General features: G+C 70.9%; 11 protein-coding genes and 1 riboswitch. Of the genes, 8 read left to right on the forward strand and 3 right to left on the reverse strand.

Going from position 1 to position 16068, the window contains the following annotated elements; translation table 11 throughout:
- Positions 1-49 precede the first annotated feature (49 nt).
- Entirely contained in the window at positions 50-2284 is a 2235-nt protein-coding gene (locus ABH940_RS08185) for an MMPL family transporter (protein WP_370064091.1), read from the reverse strand.
- A 352-nt stretch (positions 2285-2636) separates the two neighbouring features.
- Between ABH940_RS08185 and icmF the strand changes: the two genes are divergently transcribed.
- The gene (gene icmF, locus ABH940_RS08190; RefSeq protein ID WP_370064093.1) at positions 2637-5867 is read left to right on the forward strand and encodes a fused isobutyryl-CoA mutase/GTPase IcmF; all 3231 of its coding nucleotides are present in this window, start codon (positions 2637-2639) and stop codon (positions 5865-5867) included.
- Between the two features lie 176 nt (positions 5868-6043).
- Positions 6044-6199, forward strand: coding sequence for a hypothetical protein (locus tag ABH940_RS08195; protein WP_370064095.1), 156 nt, complete (start codon positions 6044-6046; stop codon positions 6197-6199).
- Positions 6200-6305: 106 nt separating this feature from the next.
- Here ABH940_RS08195 and ABH940_RS08200 read toward each other — a convergent pair whose 3' ends face one another.
- Positions 6306-7949 (reverse strand): MFS transporter, encoded by a 1644-nt coding sequence (locus ABH940_RS08200; RefSeq protein WP_370104934.1) that lies wholly within the window; start codon positions 7947-7949, stop codon positions 6306-6308.
- 134 nt (positions 7950-8083) lie between these two features.
- Positions 8084-8232, forward strand: a riboswitch (cobalamin riboswitch).
- Between the two features lie 106 nt (positions 8233-8338).
- Entirely contained in the window at positions 8339-8527 is a 189-nt protein-coding gene (locus ABH940_RS08205; protein ID WP_370064099.1) for a hypothetical protein, read from the reverse strand.
- Position 8528: 1 nt separating this feature from the next.
- Here ABH940_RS08205 and ABH940_RS08210 point away from each other — a divergent pair, with 1 nt between their 5' ends.
- The 6 genes from ABH940_RS08210 to ABH940_RS08235 all read left to right on the forward strand — a co-directional run bounded on the left by ABH940_RS08210 (position 8529) and on the right by ABH940_RS08235 (position 16066).
- Entirely contained in the window at positions 8529-9350 is an 822-nt protein-coding gene (locus ABH940_RS08210) for an ABC transporter substrate-binding protein (protein WP_370064101.1), read from the forward strand.
- A gap of 27 nt (positions 9351-9377) precedes the next feature.
- The gene (locus ABH940_RS08215; protein WP_370064103.1) at positions 9378-10409 is read left to right on the forward strand and encodes a FecCD family ABC transporter permease; all 1032 of its coding nucleotides are present in this window, start codon (positions 9378-9380) and stop codon (positions 10407-10409) included.
- Complete coding sequence (locus tag ABH940_RS08220) at positions 10406-11227, forward strand: ABC transporter ATP-binding protein (RefSeq protein WP_370104935.1); 822 nt, start codon at positions 10406-10408, stop codon at positions 11225-11227. The genes ABH940_RS08215 and ABH940_RS08220 overlap by 4 nt, the downstream gene beginning before the upstream one ends.
- A gap of 163 nt (positions 11228-11390) precedes the next feature.
- On the forward strand, positions 11391-12230 hold the full coding sequence (gene modA / locus ABH940_RS08225) for a molybdate ABC transporter substrate-binding protein (RefSeq protein ID WP_370104936.1): 840 nt from the start codon (positions 11391-11393) through the stop codon (positions 12228-12230).
- 195 nt (positions 12231-12425) lie between these two features.
- The gene (locus tag ABH940_RS08230) at positions 12426-13250 is read left to right on the forward strand and encodes a xanthine dehydrogenase family protein subunit M (RefSeq protein WP_370104937.1); all 825 of its coding nucleotides are present in this window, start codon (positions 12426-12428) and stop codon (positions 13248-13250) included.
- On the forward strand, positions 13247-16066 hold the full coding sequence (locus tag ABH940_RS08235) for a molybdopterin-dependent oxidoreductase (RefSeq protein WP_370104938.1): 2820 nt from the start codon (positions 13247-13249) through the stop codon (positions 16064-16066). Before ABH940_RS08230 ends, ABH940_RS08235 begins: the two co-directional genes overlap by 4 nt.
- Positions 16067-16068 lie beyond the last annotated feature (2 nt).

Here is a 16068-nt window from a genome sequence, read left to right on the forward strand (position 1 = left end):
CCCGACAGTCGTGGCGGCGCGCGAGACGGCGCCAGGAGCGGCGCGGGAGTCAGCCGTTGGGGGCGACGGCCGCCGTCTCGGGCACGTGGGCGGGCTGCTCCTCCGCGGGCGGCTCGATGATCAGGTGTGGCAGGCGGCGGTCCAGCCGGCGGGGCAGCCACCAGTTGGCCTTGCCGCACAGGTACATCACCGCCGGTACGAGCACCGTCCGCAGGACGAAGGCGTCCAGCGCCACGGCGGCGGCCAGTCCGATGCCGAACTCGGCGATGTCGCGCTGGCCCAGGAACACGAACGCGGTGAACACGGCGATCATGATCGCTGCAGCTGCGGTGATCACCCGTGCGGTGTCGGTCAGGCCGGTGAGCACCGACCGGGTGTTGTCGCGGGTGCGCGACCACTCCTCGGCCATTCTGCTGACCAGGAACACCTGGTAGTCCATGGACAACCCGAAGAGGACCGCCAGCACCAGCTCGGGCAGATAGCCCTCGATCGGGCTGGGCGCACCGAGGCCGAACGCGCTGGTTCCCCAGCCCCACTGGAAGAACGCGGTGAGCACGCCGAACGCCGCCGCCGCAGCCAGCAGGTTCAGCACCGCCGTGATCGCGGGGATGAGCAGGCTGCGGAAGGCGAACACGAGCAGCAGGAAGCTGAAGCCCACGATGGTGGCGAGAAGCCAGGGCAGCTTGGCGCTCGTCGTCGCCGCGAAGTCGTCCATGGTGGTCGTCAGGCCGCCCACGTGCACCTGCAGCGTGGTGCCCTCGGTATAGCGCGGCACCACAGTGTCGCGCAGTCGGCTGATCAGGCCGGCGGTCGCCGGGCTTTCGGGCGACGTGGCGGGGAGGACCTGGGTCACCACGATCGTCGGCGCGGCACCCGACAGGGCCTGCGCGGGCGCGGTCTCCGTCGCGGCCACCCCGGGCACCGCGGTGAGCGCCCGGTCGAGCCGGTCGAGTGCGGCGCGGTCGGCTGCGGACTGCGTCTGGGCGACCAGCAGCAACGGGCCGTTGAAGCCCGGCCCGAACCCCTCGGCGAGCATCTCGTAGGACTGGTACGTGTGGCTGGACGTCGGGTCGTTGGACGCATCGGCGAAGCCCAGCCGAAGGTGCAGCACGGGTACGGACACCACGACCATGACCGCGAGCCCCAACGCGGCGAGCACGGCCGCGAATCGCGGCACGGTGCGTGACCACCGTGCCCACATGCCACCGTCACCGCCGCTGCCACCGTCACCGCCGCTGCCGCTGCCACTGCCACCGCCTGCCTCCAGTCGGCGGCGTTGCCTGCGGCTCAGCACGCGGGGGCCGAGCACCCCGAACAGCGCGGGCAGCAGCGTGACGGCCGCAACCACCGTGCACACCACGGTGATCGCCGCGGGGACGGCCAGCCCGTCGATGAACGGCAGCCCGATGGCGAGGAGTCCGAGCAGGGCGATGCACACCGTGCCGCCGGCGAAAAGGACCGCGCGGCCCGAGGAGTTGAGCGCCTGCACGGCCGACCGCTGCGGGTCCAGGCCGGACTGCAGACCGCGGCGGTGCCTGGTCACGATGAACAGGGCGTAGTCGACCCCGACACCGAGACCGATCAGCGCGCCGAGGATCGGCGCGACGCCGTTCACGGACATCAGATGGCTGAGCGGGGCCAGGAGCAACAGGCCGCTGCCCACTCCGGCCACCGCGGTCACCAGGGGCAGCGCCATCGCCAGCAGCGATCCGAACGCGAGGAGCAGGATGACGGCAGCCGCGACGAGGCCGATCAGCGACGCGTTCGACGCCGGGGGCTGCTCGGCGCTGGAGATCGCCTTGCCGCCGAGCTCGACCGCCATGCCCGGCTCGCGGGCGGACGTCGCCGTCGCGATCACCTGGTTGACGTCGGCGGTGTCCAGGTTGTCCGCCACCTTGGTGAAGTTCACGACGGCGTACGCGGTGCGCCCGTCCGAGCTCACCTGGACTCTGCTGCCCGGCAGGTAGGGGCTGGTGACCGAGGCCACCTCGGGCAGGTGCGACACCTGTGTCAGCATCGCCGACATCCGCTGCTCGACGGCCGGCTCGGTGACGCTGCCGTGGGTCACCTGCCAGACGATCTGGTCGGAGTCGCCCGCCTGGGCCGGCGCCGACCGCAGCAGCAGCGCCTGGGCGCCGGCCGAGTCGGTTCCCGGCAGCGTGAGCGAGTTGTCGTACGTCGTCTTCACCGCCTGCGACATCACCGCCAGGCCGATGAGCAGCCCCACCCAGGCAGTGATCACGACGAAGCGGTGCTGATAGCACCAGCGTGCGAGAGCTGACATGAGTCTCCTCCCCCTTCGGTTCGATTCCTCGTGCTCCGGGGCACGACCGCCCAGGTCTCCGGCCGGTCGAAGCGCCTGCCAACCCCGTGCCTACCGGACGTCGCAGGAACACGCCCACAAGGTCACAGGTGCGGCCGCCCGGCGTCTTGGAGAAATGTTCCGGGCCCCGGGTGCGACACCAGCACGGCAAGCCCGTCCGCATGCGCGCAGCGGATCAAGGGCTTCCCCCAGCCCTGCAAGGGTTCCTGACCTGCACGAACGCGGAGGTCGGCACCCGCACGTCCCACCATTTACTAGGACGTCCTAGTATCTGTATCGTCGGCGCTGCTTCGACCTGTCCTGGAAGGCCACCATGAGTGATCTGCACGTACCCCAGAGCCCCGTCCGCCTGGTCACCGCTTCGGCGCTGTTCGACGGCCACGACGCGTCGATCAACGTCATGCGACGGATCTTCCAGTCGCAGGGCGCCGAGGTGATCCACCTCGGGCACAACCGGTCGGTGCAGGAGGTCGTGAACGCGGCGATCGAGGAGGACGTCCAGGGCGTGGCGGTCTCGTCGTACCAGGGCGGGCACGTCGAGTACTTCGAGTACCTGGTCCAGTCGCTGCGCGAGCGCGGCGGGGAGCACATCCGCGTGGTGGGCGGTGGGGGCGGCGTGATCGTCCCCGAGGAGATCACCCGACTGCGCAGCAGCGGTGTGACCATCTTCTCCCCCGAGGACGGCCAGCGAATGGGCCTCGTCGGGATGATCAACTCGGTGATCAAGGACTGCGACTTCGACCTCTGGGAGAACCGGAGCGCCGAGGTGGCCGCCGTGCTGACCGGCGACCGGTCCGCGGTCGCACGCGCCATCACCGGAGCGGAACTCGGCAGGCTGTCACCGGAGTTCCTGGAGCAGGTGCGAGCCGCCGCCGCGGCGCGAGCGGTGCCCGTCCTGGGCATCACCGGCACCGGTGGCTCCGGCAAGTCCTCGCTCACCGACGAACTGGTGCGCAGGTTCCGGGTGGACCAGCAGGACAAGCTGCGCATTGCGGTGATCGCGGTCGACCCGACCCGTCGGCGCGGCGGCGGAGCCCTGCTCGGCGACCGCATCCGGATGAACTCCCTCGACGGCAACCGGGTGTTCTTCCGAAGCCTGGCCACCCGCGGCAGCCACGAGGTGCCCGAGCACCTCACCGACGTGATCGACGTGGTCAAGGCCGCCGGGTTCGACCTGGTGATCGTGGAGACGCCGGGCATCGGCCAGGGCGACGCGGCCATCGTGCCGTTCGTCGACGCCTCCCTGTACGTGATGACGCCGGAGTTCGGCGCCGCCTCGCAGCTGGAGAAGATCGACATGCTCGACTTCGCCGACGTGGTGACGATCAACAAGTTCGAGCGACGCGGGGCCAAGGACGCGCTGCGCGACGTGAGCCGCCAACTGGTGCGCAACCGCCAGGCGTTCGACAAGAGGCCGGACGACATGCCGGTGTTCGGCACCTCGGCGGCGACGTTCAACGACGACGGGGTCACCGCGCTGCACCAGCACCTTTCGGCCCTGCTGACCGACAAGGGCCTCCAGCTCTCCGAGGGCACGCTGCCGTCGGTCGACGTACGCCACTCCTCCGGCATCCGGCAGGTCGTGCCCGCCGACCGGGTGCGCTACCTCGCCGAGATCGTCGAGACGGTCCGCGGCTACCACGCCGAGACCGAGCAACTCGCCACCGCCGCACGGCGGGTGCAGTACCTGGACGCCGTCAGGGCCGAGCTGGTCGCGGCGGGGCTCGACGCCGCGAGCGTGACCGAGCTGCTCACCGAGGCCTGCCGGCAGCTCCCCTACGACCTGGCCGAGCAGATCAAGGGCTGGCCCGCGGTGGTGGAGTCTTATTCCGGCACCGAGCAGGTCGTGAAGGTCCGCGACAAGGAGATCCGCACCGCGCTGACCCGCGAGTCCCTGTCGGGCAACCGGATCCCCCGCGTGGCGCTGCCCCGGTTCACCGACCACCAGGAGCTGGTGCGGTTCTGGCGCCGGGAGAACCTGCCGGGCTACTTCCCGTTCACCGCAGGGGTCTTCCCCTTCAAGCGGGACGGCGAGGACCCCGCCCGCATGTTCGCGGGCGAGGGCGACCCGCAGCGCACCAACCGACGGTTCAAGCTGCTCTCGGAGGGCCAGCCGGCCACCCGGCTCTCCACCGCGTTCGACTCCGTGACGCTGTACGGCCGCGACCCCGACGAGCGCCCCGACGTCTACGGCAAGGTCGGCACCTCCGGCGTCTCGGTCGCCACCCTCGACGACATGAAGGTGCTCTACGACGGCCTCGACCTGATCGCGCCCACGACCTCGGTCTCGATGACGATCAACGGCCCCGCGCCCACCGTGCTGGCGTTCTTCCTCAACACCGCCATCGACCAGCAGATCGAGCGGTTCCGCGCCGACGAGGGTCGCGATCCCTCCCCCGCGGAGACGGACGAGCTGCGCGCCCACGCGCTGGCCAACGTCCGCGGCACCGTGCAGGCCGACATCCTCAAGGAGGACCAGGGGCAGAACACCTGCCTGTTCTCCACCGAGTTCTCGCTGCGGATGATGGCCGACATCCAGGAGTGGTTCATCGCCCAGAAGGTGCGGAACTTCTACTCGGTCTCCATCTCCGGCTACCACATCGCCGAAGCGGGCGCGAACCCGATCAGCCAGCTCGCCTTCACCCTCGCCAACGGCTTCACCTACGTCGAGGCGTACCTGGCGCGCGGCATGCAGATCGACGACTTCGCCCCCAACCTGTCGTTCTTCTTCTCCAACGGCATGGACCCCGAGTACTCGGTGCTCGGCAGGGTCGCCCGCCGCGTCTGGGCCGTCACGATGAAGAAGAAGTACGGCGCCAACGAGCGCTCCCAGAAGCTGAAGTACCACGTGCAGACCTCCGGGCGCTCGCTGCACGCGCAGGAGATGGACTTCAACGACATCCGCACCACGCTGCAGGCGCTGATCGCCATCTACGACAACTGCAACAGCCTGCACACCAACGCCTACGACGAGGCGGTCACCACCCCCACCGAGGAGTCCGTGCGCCGGGCCCTCGCCATCCAGCTGATCATCAACCGGGAGTGGGGCCTGGCGATGAACGAGAACCCGCTCCAGGGCTCGTTCGTCATCGACGAACTCACCGACCTGGTCGAGGAGGCGGTGCTCCAGGAGTTCGAGCGGATCAGCGAGCGCGGCGGTGTCCTCGGCGCCATGGAGACGGGCTACCAGCGCGGCCGCATCCAGGACGAGTCGATGCTGTACGAGCAGCGCAAGCACGACGGCACCCTGCCGATCATCGGCGTCAACACCTTCCGCAACCCGCACGCCGACACGGCGACGCCCGGCCCGATCGAGCTGGCCCGGGCCACCGAGGACGAGAAGCGCTCGCAACTCCAGCGCGTGCGCGACTTCCAGGCCGGCCACCACGACGAGGCCCACGCCGCCCTGGCCGCCCTGCGGGACGCGGCGGTGAACGGCGACAACGTCTTCGCCGTGCTGATGGACGCCGCCCGCGTCTGCTCCCTGCAGCAGATCACCGAGGCGTTCTTCGAGGTCGGCGGCCAGTACCGCCGCAACGTCTGACGGGATGACGGGTCGGACGAGCCGAGAGTCTTCGATCGACAGGGAGATGCTTCCTACAGGCATTCAAAATAAAGGCATGGTCCCCGATTTGGTGCTACAATCGTAGCCATACGGGGCCGTCGGGCTGGCATCAACCGGATGCCGGCGGATCGCCCCTCCGCAAGGGGGAGAACACCATGACCTTCCAGCTCGAAGCCGCGACACGGGCGACCATCGACGAGCGTCTGCGTACGGCGAAGGCCTACCGCCTGACCCGCGCCGCCCGGCTCAACAACCGTGCCGAGCGCGCCGCCCGGCGTGCACATCAGGCCCTGACCAGCCTGCAGGCATGACCGTCCGTCCGAAAATGGGCCGCCACCGCTCCACGGTGACGGCCCATTTCCGTACCCCGTCCGGCTACGCGCGCTGACGGTCACCCACCTCTCACTGATCAGCGCCTCACTGATCAGTGCCGCCTTCACTCTCGACCGCGCCCTCGGTTGCGGGACGGCTGGCGGAGGGCAGCAGGTGACGGACCGTCGGCGGGCCCTGGGCGAGGGAGCGCACGTCCTGCAGGAGACGCTCGTCGTATCCGGTGGTCCGGCCGTCGTGCTGCAGCAGGTGCTCGGACCAGGAGGCGACCTGGAAGGCCTCGGTGAAGCGCTCGGGTGCTGCGCTGTCGCGGTACAGGTCCCAACTCACCGCGCCGGTACGCCTGCGGGACTGCTCCACCGGGCGCATCCCGGCGACGAAGGCGTCGGCGTCCTCGGGGGCGACGGTGTAGTCCAGCAGAACGAGCACCGGCGTGTCCTCCGGCACGGCGTCGAGAAGCAGTGCCGGCTCCGGCCAGGTGGACACGACCGAGCGGTCGAGCGGGACCGCGGTGTGGATGACCGGCCACCACAGCAGCGTGACGGTGGTCGCCACCAGCAACCCGGCGGCGGCGAGCAGCGCCTGGGTGAGTCCGGCGGCGCCGGCCACCGCGCCCCAGACCAGCGAGCCGATGCCCTGTCCTCCCATGAAGACGATGAGGTAGACGGCGAGCCCGCGGGCCCGGACCCATCCGGGCAGCCGGAGCTGCAGTTCGGTGTTGAAGGTCGACAGGTTGACCAGCCAGGCCGCACCCGTGGGCAGCAGAACGAGGGCCAGGGCGGGCAGGCTGTGCAGGGTGGCGGCGGCGACGGTGCCACCGGCGAACACGACGCCGCCCAGCGCGAGCAGGACGTTGTCCGACACGGCCGCCCGCAGCCGCTTGATCGTCAGGGCGCCGACGATCGCCCCGACACCCAGCGCCCCGAGCAGCAGCCCGTACCCTCCTGACCCCAGGTGCAGGCTCCGACCCGCCGTCACCGGCAGCAGCGCCCACAGCGCCGAGGCGGGAAGCACGAACAACGCGGAACGCACCAGGATCCGCCGCACGCCCGGCGCGTGCCGCACATAGCGAACGCCCGCGTGGAGAGCGGGAACCGGCGCCTCACTGCCGCGCAGACCCTGTGCCGGACGGTGCCAGGCATAGACCGCCAGCGCGACGACGACAAAACTGACGGCGTTCACCGTGAACACCACGGCCGGGCCGGAGACCGCGACGAGCAGGCCCGCCAGCGCCGGGCCGACGGCTCGGGCGACGTTGACGTTGAGGCTGTTGAGGGACGCGGCCTGCGGGATCAAGTCGCGCGGGACCAGCTCCGGCTGGATCGCCTGCCAGGCGGGGTTCGTCATCGCCTGACCGCAGCCCATGAGGAACGTGAGCAGCAACAGGACCGTGGGCGTGGCCAGCCCCGCCCCGGTCAGCCCGGCGAGCACCCCGGCGAGCACCGCCATGGCCGTCGACAGCCCCAGCAGAATGTGCCGGCGGTCCAGCAGGTCCGCGAGCACGCCCGCCGGCAAGGAGACGAACAGCACGGGCAGCAGGCTGGCCGCCTGCACCGCCGAGGTGAGCAGCGCCGCGTTGTGCTGGTGCACCAGCATCCACTGGGCCCCCACGGTCTGCATCCAGGTGCCGATGTTCGACACCATCTGGGCCAGCCACAGCAGGCGGAACGCCGGCACCGCCATCGGCGCCCAGGACGACTGCCCGTAGCCCTGCTCCGCCTGCTTCCCCATGGGTTCCCTCTCGGACTGGTCCGGCACCGGTCCGGCACCGGTCGATTCTCCCGCCGATCGGGGTCCGGCGCCGCCCCGCCACGGGGGTGCCCGGCCGGGGATCGCGGCGCAGTGCTAACCTGCCTGAGCCAAAAAATCTGCGCAGCCATGCAGGTTTCCGGCAGCGTGCCAGGCAGCGAAGCCGGTGAAGCCCGCACTGCGGGTCATTCCGGCGCTGTCCCGCAACTGTGAGGGCCCTCTCCACGCGGCCCGAAGCCAGGTCGCCTCCTGCCGCGCTACGACATCGGCCCTCGTGGGAAGGGGCGGTCCGTTTCTGTCGGCGCGCGTCCTGCGCCGCTCGTCGACGGATTGGCTTCTTCCCGTCCCTCGGGAGGAAGCACCACCATGGCTCACTCGTCTGTCCGGCCCCGACCTGCTCGGCGCACCCGGATCGTCCGCGCTGTCTCGACGGCGACCGCCGCGCTCGCAGCCGTGGCCGTCGTCGCCGGCTGCAGCTCCACGAGCTCCGGCAGCGCCGACTCCTCCGCCTCCTCGTCCTCGACGAGCGCGTCGTCGGCCGCCGCGACGTACCCGGTCACGGTGAGCGGCTCCAACGGCAAGGTCACCCTCAAGACCCAGCCGAAGCACATCGTGTCGCTGTCGCCGACCGCGACCGAGGACCTGTACGCGGTGGGCGCCGGCAAGCAGGTCGTCGCGGTGGACTCGGACTCCAACTACCCGTCCGGCGTGCCGACCACGAGCCTGAGCGGGCTGACCCCGAACATCGAGGCCATCGCCAAGTACAACCCGGACCTGGTCATCGCCTCCCAGGACTCCGGTGGCCTGGTCGCCGGGCTGACCAAGCTCGGCGTGCCGGTCCTGATCGAGCCCGCCGCGGCGACGATCAACGACGTCTACACGCAGATCGACGCGATCGGGCAGGCCACCGGTCACACCGCCCAGGCCACGCAGACCGTCACCGGCATGAAGGCGTCGATCACCGCCTCCGTCAAGCAGGCCGGCGCCGATCACGGGAACCTCAGCTACTACTGGGAGGTCAGCGCCAACCCGTACTACTCGGCGACCTCCACCACCTTCGCCGGGCAGATCGCCTCGCTGTTCGGCCTGAAGAACATCGCCGACAAGGCCGACAAGGCCTCCGACGGCGGCTACCCGCAGCTGTCCGCCGAGTACATCGTCTCGGCCCAGCCGCAGCTGATCTTCCTCACCGACAACCAGTCCGCCGACGGCGGGCAGAGCCCGGCGGTCGTCGCGGCCCGACCCGGCTGGTCCGGTATCCCGGCCGTGAAGAAGGATCAGATCGTCGGCCTCAACGACGACATCGCCTCGCGCTGGGGCCCGCGCCTGCCGCAGCTGGTCGCCCAGATCGCGCAGGCGATCGAGAAGGCCCCCACCAAGTGACGCACGGCGGACGGTAACGAGGTAACGGTGACAAGAGGCGGAGTCCGCCCGCGCACCCTGCGCGCCTACGGCATCGCGGTGGTGTTCCTGGCCGCCGCGGTGCTGGTGGGCGCCATGGCCGGAGCGGCGGACCTCAACCCGCTGGCGACGGCCGACGCGCTGCTGGACCGGCTGCCGCTGGTGCACCTGCCGCAGCAGCTCAGCCAGTTGGACCGCGCGGTGCTGTTCCAGATCCGGCTGCCGCGCGTGGTGCTGGGCGCCCTGGTCGGCGGGGCGCTCGCCCTCGCCGGTGCGGGCTACCAGGGCGTGTTCCGCAACCCCCTGGTCGACTCGTCCCTGCTGGGCGCGTCGGCCGGGGCGGGCCTCGGCGCGACCGTCGCCATCGTCTCGCTGGGCGGCGCGAACGCGGCCACCGTGCCCGTGGCCGCGTTCGTCGGCTCACTGGCCGGGGTCGCCCTCGCCTACCTGGCGGGCGTCACGGCCAGACCGGGGACCGCCACCCTGCTGCTCGCGGGCCTGGCGGTCTCCATGTTCCTGACGGCCGTGCAGACCTACCTGCTGCAGCGCTCCAGCCAGGACATCCAGCAGGTCTACTCGTGGCTGCTCGGCTCCCTGTCCGCCGCCACCTGGGGTCAGGTGACGCAGATCCTGCCCTACCTGGCGGTCTCCACCGCCGCCGTGCTGCTGCACGGCCGCCACCTCGACGTGCTGTCCGTCGGCGACGAGGAGGCCCGCTCGCTCGGCCTGCGCCCCGGGCGGATCCGGCTGGTCGTCGTGGCCGGCTGCGCGCTCGCCGCGGCGAGCGCGGTCGCGGTCAGCGGGCTGATCGGCTTCGTCGGGATCGTCGTGCCGCACGCGGTGCGCCGGCTCGCGGGCACCTCGTACCGGCTGGTCCTGCCGCTGTCGATGCTCTTCGGGGCCGGATTCCTGGTCCTCGCCGACACCGTGGCCCGCACCGTCGTCTCACCGGCCGAACTGCCCATCGGCGTCGTCACGGCGCTGATCGGCTCACCCGCGTTCGTCTGGATCCTGCGCTCCACCCGGTCGGTGCGCACATGACCGGCCGTGCCCCCGCGCCCGACCACGCCACCGCCCCGCACGGGCTGGAGGTGAGCGGCGTCGACGTGGACCTGGACCGGACCCCGATCGTGCGCGAGGTGTCCTGTGCTGTCGCGCAGGGCGGCTGGCTCGCCCTGATCGGGCCCAACGGCGCGGGCAAGTCGACCCTGCTGCGCGCCGTCGCCGGGCTGCTCCCCCATCGCGGCACCGTCGCCGTCGACGGCTCCCCCGTCGGGCACCTGCGCGCCCGGGAGCGGGCGCGGTTGATCGGCTACGTGGCGCAGAACCCGCTGCTGCCGCCGGACATGACGGTCCAGGAGTACGTGCTGCTCGGCCGCACCCCGCACCTCGGCTACCTCGCGAGCCCCGGCGAGCGCGACCGCGAGTCCGTGCAGCGCACGCTGGAGGGACTCGACCTGAGCCACTACGCCGAACGCCGCCTCGCCCAGCTCTCCGGAGGCGAGCGCCAACGCGCGGCGCTGGCCAGGGCGCTGGCCCAGGAACCTCGACTGCTCCTGCTCGACGAACCGACCTCCGCACTCGACCTCGGCCACCAGCAGCACGTCCTCGACCTCGTGGACGACCTGCGCCGCACCCAGGACCTGACCGTGGTCACCACCCTGCACGACCTGACCACGGCGGCCCAGTACGCGGACCGGCTGGTCCTGCTCCACCAGGGCCGCGTCGAGGCATCCGGCCCACCCGCCGAGGTCGTCACCCAGGACGCCATCGCGCGGGTGTACGCCGCGCGTGTCTCGGTGACGACGGACTCCGACGGCCGCCCGGTGGTCACCCCACTGCGCGGTGCCCGGAACTGACGTTCGATGCGGGTCTGCGGTCGCCGCGGCCCCCGTGTCCGGTTCTCGCAGATGCGAGGCGATGTCGTGGTTCAGCTGGGCTAATACGAGCGATACCTCCCGGATGTCCTGGCATGTCAGGTTCTATGCTCGGCGGCGACCGTCCCACACGACAGGGAGACCCATGGTGCGCCGCTCCGCCGCAGCTGCCGTTGCCGCCGTTCTTCTGGCCCTCAGCGCCTGCTCCTCCCGTGGTTCGACCACTGCTTCGTCAAGTCAGTCCGCGTCCGCCTCGCCGTCCGTCACCGGAACCGTGACCGTCTTCGCCGCCGCCTCACTGCAGAACACCTTCACCGAGCTCGGCAAGATGTTCGAGGCGGTCCATCCCGGTACCCACGTGGTCTTCAACTTCGGCGGCAGCGACACGCTTGCGGCCGGCATCGTCAACGGAGCACCAGCCGACGTCTTCGCCGCAGCCAGCCCGGCGACCATGAAGACGGTGACCGACAAGGGCGACGCGGCCGGAACCCCCGTCACCTTCGTCAGCAACGAGCTGGAGAGCGCCGTCGAGCCCGGCAACCCGCAGCACGTGGCCTCACTGCAGAACCTCTCCAACCACGCGCTCAAGGTCGTGCTCTGCGCCAAGACCGTGCCGTGCGGCGCTGCCGCCCAGACCGCCCAGACCGCCCTGGCCGACGGCCACGTCACGGTCACGCCCGTCAGCTACGAACAGGACGTCACCTCGGTCCTCACGAAGGTGGAACTGAAGGAGGCCGACGCCGGGCTCGTCTACCAGACGGACGTCAAGAGCGCGGGCAGCAAGGTCACCGGCGTCAACTTCCCCGAGGCCGCCTCCGCTATCAACAACTACCCGATCGCGACGCTCGCCCACGCCCCGAACGCCACCGGGGCCCAGCAGTTCGTCGCCCTGGTCGAGTCGCCCGAGGGGCAGAAGGTCCTCACCGACGCGGGCTTCAAGAAGCCCACGACGTCCTCCACCTCACCGTCCCCCTCCGCCTCGTAGCGTCTTCGGGCCGGGTGCGCCGGAGCCCGGCTCGCCCGGGCGCTCGACCAGGCAGACCAGGGCAGACCGGGCATGTACATGCGCTGGTTGATCACCCAGTTCGGGCAGGCCTGGTTGGTAGACCCGCCCACTCGTTCTGCCTGGTCAGAGGTTGCTTCAATCGCCGTGTCGAACAGTCGAGGACGGTGATGAGGCGTGGACCTGAACACGGTGGTGGAGATGCGCGACGCACGGAGTCGTGACATCTGGCGCCCGGGTGACGCCTGGCTCGGGGGCGGCACGTACCTGTTCTCCGAGCCGCAGCCGCACATCCGCCGACTCGTGGATCTGAGCCGCATGGGCTGGGAGCCGATCCGGCTGACGTCGGCCGGAGACCTGGAGATCGCTGCGACGTGCACGATCGCCGAGCTGTCCCGCTTCGCCCAGGGCGCCGACTGGGCGGCGGCGCCGCTGGTCGAGCAGTGCTGCCGGGCGTTTCTGGCCTCCTGGAAGATCTGGAACATGGCCACCGTGGGCGGGAACCTGTGCAACGGGCTGCCCGCCGGGCCGATGATCTCCCTGACCGCCGCCCTCGACGGTGTCTGCGAGCTGCAGTCCCAGTCCGGCTCCAAGCGCGAGGTGCCGGTCGCGGACTTCGTCGTCGGCGCCGGGGTCAAGGTCCTGGAGCCCGGTGAGCTGCTGCGCTCGATCACCGTGCCGGCGCGCGCGCTGGCCCGCCGGACCGCGTTCCGGCAGGCGTCGCTGTACGGGCTCGGCCGCTCCGGCGCGCTGCTCGTCGGCACCCGTGATCCGATCGACGGCGAACTGGCCCTGACGGTCACCGCCTCGACGATCCGACCGATCCAGCTCCGCTTCGCGCTGCCCCCCAACGCCGCCGCGGTACACGAAGCCCTCGACTACGGCATCCGGCCGGACGAGTACTACGACGACATCCACGGCCTGCCCGAGTGGCGGCGGCACATGACCTTCCGTTTCGCGGAGGAGATCCGCCGCGAACTGCTTCAGGAGGACGGGAGATGAGCTTCTCCATCCGCGTCAACGGCGAGGACTTCGACGCCGAGCCCAGGGCGGGCCAGTGCCTGCGCACCTATCTGCGCGACCGCGGCTGGTTCGGGGTGAAGAAGGGCTGCGACGGAGGCGACTGCGGGGCGTGCACCGTCCAGGTGGACGGGGATCCGGTGCACAGCTGCCTCTACCCGGCGCTGCGCGCCGAGGGGCGGTCGGTGGCCACGGTCGAGGGGCTCGCCAAGGACGGCGAACTCCACCCGATGCAGCAGCAGTTCCTCGACGCCCAGGGCTTCCAGTGCGGGTTCTGCACGGCCGGCTTCCTGATGACCACCTCCGCGAAGGGCTTCGACGAGGACAAGCGCGCGGACCTGCCGCGGGCGCTCAAGGGCAACCTGTGCCGCTGCACCGGGTACCGCGCCATCCAGGACGCGATCTGCGGCGTCAAGCACACCGAACGGCCGGACGCGGGCCAGGCCGTGGGCCGCAGCCTCGGTGCGCCCGCCGGGCCGCAGGTGGTGACCGGGACCGCGCGCTACACCTTCGACATGGAGATCGAAGGGCTGCTGCACATGAAGCTGCTGCGCTCCCCGCACCCCCACGCCCGGATCGTGTCCATCGACACCTCCGCCGCACTGCTCGTCCCCGGCGTCCACGCGGTCCTCACCCACCACGACGCGCCCGACAAGCTGTACTCCTCGGCCCGGCACGAGCACCCCACCGAGGACCCCGACGACACCCGCGTGCTGGACGACGTGGTCCGCTTCGTCGGACAGCGGGTGGCCGCCGTGGTCGCCGACAGCGAGGGAGCCGCCGAGGAGGGCTGTCGGCGGATCGTCGTGGAGTACGAGCAACTCCCGTACGTCATCGACCCGGAGCTCGCCATGCTGCCGGGCGCGCCGGTGATCCACCCGAAGGGACCGGAGTCGCGCATCTTCCGCGCCCAGGACAACGTCTGCGGTGAGGTGCACGGCGAGATGGGCGACGTCGAGCAGGGCTTCGCCGAGGCCGCCGTCGTCTACGAGGAGACCTTCCAGACCCAGCGGGTCCAGCACGCCAGCCTGGAGACGCACGGCTGCGTCGCCTACTTCGAAGAGGTCGACGACGCCGGCGAGGACGGTGGCAGGGACGGTGGCCGGGAGCGCCTCGTGGTGCGCTCCAGCACACAGGTGCCGTTCCTGACCCGGCGCGCGCTGTGCGACCTCTACGACCTGCCGATGGAGAAGGTGCGGGTGGTCGCCGGGCGGGTCGGCGGCGGCTTCGGCGGCAAGCAGGAGATGCTCACCGAGGACATCGCCGTCCTGGCCGCGCTGAAGCTGCACCGGCCGGTCAAGCTGGAGTTCACCCGTCCCGAGCAGTTCTACGGCGCCACCACCAGGCACCCGTTCAAGGTCACGGTGAAGGTCGGCGCCAAGAGCGACGGGACCCTGACGGCGCTTCAGTTCCGGGTGGTCGCCAACACCGGCGCGTACGGCAACCACGGCCCCGCCGTGATGTTCCACAGCGTCGGCGAGTCGATGGGCGTCTACAAGGCCCCGAACAAGAAGGTGAACGCCTACTCGGTCTACACCAACGGCGTTCCCGCCGGGGCGTTCCGCGGCTACGGCCTGGGCCAGGTCACCTTCGCGCTGGAGTCGGCGATGGACGAACTGGCCCGGCGCCTGGACATCGATCCGCTCGTGCTGCGCGAGAGGAACGTGATCGGCCCCGGCGAGCACATGGAGGGACCCTGCGGCGAGGAGGAGGACCTGCACATCGCCTCCTACGGCCTCGACCAGTGCCTCGGGGTGGTGCGCAACGCCCTTGCCGACGACCGCAGCGCCGAGCTGGCCCCCGAAGGCTGGCTGGTCGGGCAGGGCTTCGCGATGTCCGCCATCGCCACCGGCCCGCCCGGCGGCCACTTCGCCGACGCCACCGTGAAGCTGCTGGAGGACGGCACCTACGACATCGCCGTGGGCACCGCCGAGTTCGGCAACGGCACCACCACCGTCCACAAGCAGATCACCGCCGGCGCACTCGGGACCACCGTGGACCGCATCGCCATCCGCCAGTCCGACACCGACGTGGTCAAGCACGACACCGGCGCCTTCGGCTCAGCAGGCACGGTCGTCGCGGGCAAGGCCGTGATGAAGGCCGCCAACGCGCTCGCCGAGCAGATCCTCTCCTTTACGGCCGAGTACGCCCGTACTCCCCGCAGCCTGCTGCGGCTGACCGCCGACGCGGTGGAGTGCGACGGCAGGATCGTGACGCTCAAGGAGCTCTTCGAGGCTGCGCGCGGCAAGGACGTCGAGCTCAAGGCCGACGGGCACTGGGGCGGTTCCCCCCGCTCGGTGGCCTTCAACTCGCAGTGGTTCCGCGTCGCCGTCGACCCGGACACCGGCGAGATCAAGATCCTGCGCAGTGTCCACGGCGCCGACGCCGGCAAGGTCATGAACCCGCTTCAGTGCCGTGGCCAGGTCGAGGGCGGCGTCGCCCAGGCCCTCGGCGCGACGCTCTTCGAGCGCGTCCTGCTGGACGAGCGCGGCGAGGTCACCACCGCGGCCTTCCGCCGCTACCGCCTCCCCGCCTACGCGGACGTGCCGCGCACCGAGGTCCACTTCACCGAGACCTCCGACGCCATCGGCCCGCTCGGCGCCAAGTCCATGAGCGAGAGCCCGTTCAACCCCGTCCCGCCCGCCTTCGCCAACGCCCTGCGCGACGCCACCGGAATCCGCTTCACCGAGGCCCCGTTCCTGCGCGACCACGTCTGGAAGGCGCTCGACGCACACCGCCGGGCTGCCCGGTCGGCCGGCACGCTCGCGCCGTTCGGGAACGGGCCGGAGGGGCGGTAGTC

The organism is Streptacidiphilus sp. BW17 (genome assembly GCF_041262485.1).
In the GTDB taxonomy this organism is placed as follows: Bacteria; Actinomycetota; Actinomycetes; order Streptomycetales; family Streptomycetaceae; genus Streptacidiphilus.

Bases quoted from the DNA above. Each gene is read 5' to 3' on its own strand.
- ABH940_RS08185 (WP_370064091.1), bottom strand. From the start codon at position 2,284: ATGTCAGCTCTCGCACGCTGGTGCTATCAGCACCGCTTCGTCGTGATC.
- ABH940_RS08235 (WP_370104938.1), top strand. From the start codon at position 13,247: ATGAGCTTCTCCATCCGCGTCAACGGCGAGGACTTCGACGCCGAGCCC.
- modA (WP_370104936.1), top strand. From the start codon at position 11,391: ATGGTGCGCCGCTCCGCCGCAGCTGCCGTTGCCGCCGTTCTTCTGGCC.
- ABH940_RS08195 (WP_370064095.1), top strand. From the start codon at position 6,044: ATGACCTTCCAGCTCGAAGCCGCGACACGGGCGACCATCGACGAGCGT.
- icmF (WP_370064093.1), top strand. From the start codon at position 2,637: ATGAGTGATCTGCACGTACCCCAGAGCCCCGTCCGCCTGGTCACCGCT.
- ABH940_RS08220 (WP_370104935.1), top strand. From the start codon at position 10,406: ATGACCGGCCGTGCCCCCGCGCCCGACCACGCCACCGCCCCGCACGGG.
- ABH940_RS08200 (WP_370104934.1), bottom strand. From the start codon at position 7,949: ATGGGGAAGCAGGCGGAGCAGGGCTACGGGCAGTCGTCCTGGGCGCCG.